The organism is Rhizobium sp. P1_E1 (assembly GCF_056406015.1).
Genome location: NZ_JBFUAY010000302.1, coordinates 1 through 4464, shown reverse-complemented (window position 1 = coordinate 4464; position 4464 = coordinate 1). Strand labels below are relative to the sequence as shown.

The 4464-nt window shown below is 59.9% G+C and carries 6 protein-coding genes; 4 read left to right on the top strand and 2 right to left on the bottom strand.

Annotated features, from left to right (window positions below):
• Together AC1D1Z_RS34450 and AC1D1Z_RS34445 are read right to left on the bottom strand one after the other, a co-directional pair.
• On the bottom strand, positions 1 to 780 hold a 780-nt coding region (locus AC1D1Z_RS34450), incomplete at its 3' end, for a M81 family metallopeptidase (protein WP_477853272.1).
• A gap of 30 nt (positions 781 to 810) precedes the next feature.
• Positions 811 to 1293 (bottom strand): hypothetical protein, encoded by a 483-nt coding sequence (locus AC1D1Z_RS34445; RefSeq protein WP_168277851.1) that lies wholly within the window; start codon positions 1291 to 1293, stop codon positions 811 to 813.
• A gap of 111 nt (positions 1294 to 1404) precedes the next feature.
• Between AC1D1Z_RS34445 and AC1D1Z_RS34440 the strand changes: the two genes are divergently transcribed.
• From AC1D1Z_RS34440 to AC1D1Z_RS34425, 4 genes are all read left to right on the top strand, one after another.
• Positions 1405 to 1794: a RidA family protein gene (locus AC1D1Z_RS34440; RefSeq protein WP_047618009.1), complete on the top strand. Its 390-nt coding sequence runs from the start codon at positions 1405 to 1407 to the stop codon at positions 1792 to 1794.
• A 21-nt stretch (positions 1795 to 1815) separates the two neighbouring features.
• The gene (locus AC1D1Z_RS34435; RefSeq protein WP_018246097.1) at positions 1816 to 2679 is read left to right on the top strand and encodes a MurR/RpiR family transcriptional regulator; all 864 of its coding nucleotides are present in this window, start codon (positions 1816 to 1818) and stop codon (positions 2677 to 2679) included.
• A 39-nt stretch (positions 2680 to 2718) separates the two neighbouring features.
• Positions 2719 to 3495 (top strand): SDR family oxidoreductase, encoded by a 777-nt coding sequence (locus AC1D1Z_RS34430; RefSeq protein WP_477853270.1) that lies wholly within the window; start codon positions 2719 to 2721, stop codon positions 3493 to 3495.
• A 163-nt stretch (positions 3496 to 3658) separates the two neighbouring features.
• A partial coding sequence (locus tag AC1D1Z_RS34425) for an MFS transporter (protein WP_477853268.1) occupies positions 3659 to 4464 on the top strand: 806 nt, incomplete at its 3' end.

The window sequence follows — 4464 nt, the reverse complement described above, 5'->3', positions numbered from 1 at the left end:
CGCCAAAGCCGCGCCCTTTTCCGGCTTATTATCAGTCACGACAAGCAGCTTCGTTCCCATTTCAGGAACGTCGCCCACCATGAAGCCGTGGACCACCGAGATCGACAGGACGTCCGGATCATCCTTCTCGATCTGCATGATCTTGTCGACGAAGGAGCGCATGGGCTCGCGCGATGTCGGGAAGACGTCGATCATCTTGCAGTCGAACACCGACATAACAGGCTTGATCCGGCCTTCGAGCGTTTCGACAGCGATGCGCCAGAGGTCCTCGGCGCGGTCGACGAAGTCCGTATGCGGAAACTCCTTGAAATAGACCGCGAAATCGAGTGCAGCGACGCGTTTTGCCGTGAGATGGCTGTGCGGATCGAGTTCGGCGCAGATGAGCACATCAGGCCCGACGATCTGGCGGATGCGCGAGAGGAGATCGCCTTCCGTATCCTCGTATCCGGCCGCCACCATGGCGCCGTGCAGGCCCATGACAACCGCGTCGACAGGCATTGCCGCGCGGAGTTGACCGAGAATTTCGTCACGCAATTCCTCGTAGGTCGTCCGGTTGACGAGGCCTGCGGGGTCGGCCCAGGTGGCGGTTCCCTCAATCAGCTCCCAACCCTTTTCAGCAGTGACGCGCCTTCCGACGGTGATCGGCGCGGTGCAGAGTGTCGGTGTTTCGGGATGTTGGCCGGGCGGGGCATAAAGCGACGCTTCGAATGCGCGACGATCCACGCAGATCGGAGAAAAGGTGTTGGTCTCGGTCGCCAGTGCTGCCGTGRAAATGCGCAAGAAAGTGGCCTTCGTGTTGTCGGCCCTGCGTCAACCCATCGGGTTCGGCAGGTAGCCGGTGAAACCTGAGATTTTCCAGCGTCCTTGGTGAAGCCTGCAATAATAGAGCGTCTGCCATTGCATGACATCTCGGGTGCCGTCAGGCTTGGAAATGCCGCCGTCGAATTTCTTGCGGACGAGCGCCATGTCGCCTTCGATTTCGATATCTTCCAGCGTCGTCGTGGTGAAGATCGCCGTGCGCGCATCTTCCGCGAAACTCTGTTGGGCAAAATCCTGCGCCTGCCTCAGCCATTCCTGGCGATAGGCAGACAGCGTCGGAAATGCGAGGCGCCAATTGTCGGGGCTGACTTCCTTTCGGCCATCGATGCCGATGAAGCCCTCTTCCACGAAATCACCAGCCACCATCGACCAATCGGCGGCGAGAAAGGCATCGATATCGCGCGGAACGAGCATTTCCCAGATGGCATGCCGGGCACTGTCGGAGGGGAAAGGGTTCTTGAAAGGATCGCGCATATTTGCCCCGGATTGAAATTCTTTTCATAAATCGCGTTTTTCACTGGTCAAATTCTGCTTTCTATGGTCATTTGTCAACTTATCAAGAAAATAATTTGCAAGGACTTCAGCATGCCCATCAAGCGCTATGGCACTGTTCAAACGGGCGCCGGCGGCAAGGCGCTGCCTTTCGCGCGTGCGGTCGAAGCCGACGGATGGCTGTATGTTTCCGGGCAGGTTGCGATGGAAGATGGCGAAATCATCGACGGCAACATCATTGCCCAGACCCATAAGACGATTGCCAATGTTCTGGCGATCCTCGATGAGGCCGGATACGGCGTCGAGGACGTCGTGCGCGTCGGCGTCTGGCTCGACGATCCGCGCGACTTCTGGACCTTCAATAAGATCTATCAGGAGTATTTCGGCGAACATCCGCCGGCGCGCGCCTGTGTGCAATCGTCGATGATGGTTGATTGCAAGGTTGAGATCGACTGCGTGGCCTATAAGAAGAAGGGTAAATAGAGAACCATTGGGGGGACGGGCTTGGATATCTTTTCAACGCTGCAGGAAGACAAGAGCAGGCTCTCTCCCTCCGAGAGCCGCATCGCGGAGATCATCGTCAACGATTTCGAGTTTGCCGTGAACGCCTCGATCATCGAGCTCGCGGAACGGGCGGAGGTTTCGCCGCCGACCGTCACACGCTTTTGCCGGCGGCTCGGTTGCGAGAGCTTTTCCGACTTCAAGGTGCAGCTCGCCCGGACCGCCCATATCGGCGTTCGCTATCTGAAACCGGAATCGAAAAGCACGGATCCGGCCGATGTCGCCCAGGACATCATCACCAAGGCCCAGAACGCGCTCTTTCTCCTGCATCGGTCGCTCGATCTTGCGGCGATCGAAGCCGCCGTTTCGCATATCGCCAAGGCCGATATGATCTATGCGTTCGGGTCGGGCGGCAATTCGTCGATGATCGCCGACGAGCTCCAGAACCGGCTCTTCCGTCTCGGGCTTCGCATCACGGCAAGTTCCGACCATAGCATGCAGCTGATGATGGCTGCTGCGGCACGGCCGGGCGATGTCGTGATCGGCTCGTCCTTCTCGGGACGCAATACCGAGCTGGTGCGCGCCTTCGAGCTTGCCCGCCAGGCCAAGGTGAAGACGATCGCCCTGACACAGACGGCAAGCCCGGTTGCCAAGGCTGCCGAAATCGTCGTGCCGATCGACCTTCCCGAGGGCAATAACATCTATCGCCCGACCTCGACGCGTATCGCCTACATCGCGACAGTCGATATCCTGTCGAGCCTCGTCGCCTACGCCGTTCAGCCCAAGGCGACGACCACGCTTCGGCGTATCAAGCAGCAGCTTGTCATTCACCGTGACGGCGACGACCGGCAATTGCTTGGAGATTGAGACCCATGAGAATCCGGTTGTGAACGGGAGCGACAGGAAATGACGCAGTCGATAGCCATCATTACAGGCGCTGCCGGCGATATCGGCGCGGCGATCGCCGCACGGCTTGCCGATGACCACGATGTCGTGTTGCTCGCCGATATCGATGCCCCGGCTGCGGCTGCCGTGGCGTCGAGGCTCGGGCCAGACAATCGCTTCGTCGCCGTCGGATGCGATGTGACCAGCGAGACGAGCATTGCCGAATTGGCAAGGCGCGCTGCGGAGGCCGGTGTGGTTCGAACCCTGGTCAACAATGCCGGTGCTGCCCGCGCGACCAGCCTGCACGAGACGACGCCTGAGATCTGGCGGGCGGACAATTCGCTTAATCTCGAGGCGGCATTTTTGTGTTTCCGCGCATTCGAGCCCATGCTGAAGGCCTCGAAGGGTTCCGTCGTCAACATCGCCTCGGTCAACGGCCTGCATGTCTTCGGACACCCGGCCTATAGCGTCGCCAAGGCCGGCCTTCTGCATTTCACCCGGCTGGTCGCCGTAGAATACGGCAAGTTCGGCATCCGGTCCAACGCCGTCGCACCCGGCACGGTGAAGACGCAGGCCTGGGAAGCACGCGCGGCAGCCAATCCGAATGTTTTCGAGGAAGCACGCCGCTGGTATCCGCTGCAGCGCGTCGTCGATCCGAAAGATGTTGCCAATGCCGTGGCCTTCCTTGCCGGTCCCCAGGCCGCAGCGATCACCGGCGTCTGCCTGCCTGTCGATTGCGGCCTCAYGGCCGGCCAGGCCGAGCTCGCGCGAACCTTCTCGCAATCGGAACATTACTGAAACCTAGAGCGGTTCAATTTTTCATGGAAGCGCAGAACCGCTCTAACTTTTTGTTTTTACGCAATTCTGGACGAAAAACCGCTTCGCACTTTTCCTGGAATTGCTCTAGAGGAAGACGAGAGGAGCAGGTTGTGAAGCCGGCTTACTTCTGATCGATGACCGCATGAGCCGACTTTTTCCCGACGTCTTCCGCACTCCGGCGATCCGCGCCAGCATGATCGCCATTTTCACCTTCGGAATGGCGGGGGCGATGACCGCACCTTACCGTTCGGTCGTGGGTATCCGCGAATTGGGCTTGAGCGACGGTCTCTATTCGTTCCTGAGTTTCGTCTCGGCGGCGGTGAACGTCGTCATCAGCATTCTGCTCGGCAATCTCGCCGACCGGCTTGGCGAGTACCGGTCGACGATGATCGGCGCCGGCCTCTTCGGCATCGTCGGCTACGGCATGGTCTACGCTTTTCCCACAGCGGCTGTCTTCGTCATCAGCGGGTTGCTGCCCCTGCCGATCTACGGGGCGCTGAACTCGCTGCTGTTTGCCAATGCGCGCGCGGCGATGCACGGCATGAACCGAAGCGACATGGTGACGGCCAACTCCGGCGTGCGCGCTATGATCTCGCTGTCCTGGGTGCTGATCCCAGGGGCAACCGGCCTGCTGCTGTCAGGCGCATCGAGCATGCTGCCGGCCTACCTTTTTGCCAGCATCTCATGCCTGCTCTGCCAGGGGATCATCGTCTTCGCCCTGCCGAAGCGGGCGGGAACGGAGATGGCCGCGGTTCATCATCTCAGCTATCTCGGCGCACTTCGCCAGGTGGTTTCGCCCCGCATCTCGGCGCATATTTGCGGAGTGGCGCTCATCACCAGCACGCTGCATCTCAATGACGCCCTTCTGCCATTGATTGCCACTGGCGCTGCCCATGGCAGGTTGAGCGACGTCGGCATTCTTGTCGGCATCGTCGCATTGCTGGAAGT

Excerpts from the sequence above, each read along its gene's own strand:
- AC1D1Z_RS34445 (WP_168277851.1), bottom strand. The coding sequence starts at position 1,293 with ATGCGCGATCCTTTCAAGAACCCTTTCCCCTCCGACAGTGCCCGGCAT.
- AC1D1Z_RS34440 (WP_047618009.1), top strand. The coding sequence starts at position 1,405 with ATGCCCATCAAGCGCTATGGCACTGTTCAAACGGGCGCCGGCGGCAAG.